Origin of the sequence: Roseomonas sp. KE2513 (assembly GCF_016107305.1) — a bacterium.
Classification (GTDB): domain Bacteria; phylum Pseudomonadota; class Alphaproteobacteria; order Acetobacterales; family Acetobacteraceae; genus Roseomonas.
In genome coordinates, this window is record NZ_RCVR01000165.1 from 1 (window position 1) to 811 (window position 811).

The 811-nt window shown below is 70.4% G+C and carries 1 protein-coding gene; it reads right to left on the minus strand.

Annotated features, from left to right (window positions below; genetic code table 11):
* Positions 1–811: IS1380 family transposase (locus tag D9599_RS30765; RefSeq protein ID WP_198385138.1), on the minus strand; the 811-nt coding region annotated here is incomplete at both ends.

The window sequence follows — 811 nt, forward strand, 5'->3', positions numbered from 1 at the left end:
TGTCGAGCCCCAGGGTGCTGGCCTCGATGCGCGCGACCACCCGGCGCTTGGCGGACCACGACCGGGCGCCGTAGGAGGTTTCGGCATAGCGGCGCAGCACCGGGACGCCCTCCTCGGCACGGCGGGTCCGGACATCATCGGCGGCTTTCTCGACGAGGCCGCGCAGGGTGGCGTTGGTCGGCAGGCCAAAGACGAAGTTGATGCCCTCGGCCTCGCAGAAGGCCATCACCTCCGGGCGGCCGTAATGGCCATCGCCGCGCAGGGTGATGTGCGTCCTCGGCCAGTGGCGCCGGATCTGCCGCAGCAGGCGGCGCAGATGGCCTCGGACCTCCGCGCCGGAGGGCGTCTTGCCCGGCCGGAGCAGCACCGCCACCGGGCGGGAGACCGCGGTGTCGTAGACATGGATCGGCAGGAAGCAGCGCTCGTCGTAATGGGCGTTGAACAGCGACAGCTGCTGACGCCCATGCACCACGTCCACGGTGTCGTCGATGTCGAGCGTCACGGCCGCGGGTGGGCGGGCATAGCTGGCACAGTAGACGTCCACCATGGCCCGCATCAGCCGGACCACCTCGCGCAGGGAGGGCGCGTTCTCCCAGCGCGACATGGTCGGCTGCGAGCAGAGGTCCCGGCCTGTGTCCGGCAGCCGCCCACAGGCCAGCTTGAAGCCGGGATCCTGGCGCAGGTGGTCGAGGTCGTCGGCATCCTCGTAGCCACAGGCGATGGCCAGGATGCGAGCCCGCAGGATATCGGCCAGCGGGTGGATCACGCGCGATGGGTCGCGTGGATCGGCAATCAGCGAAGCGAGCCGGTC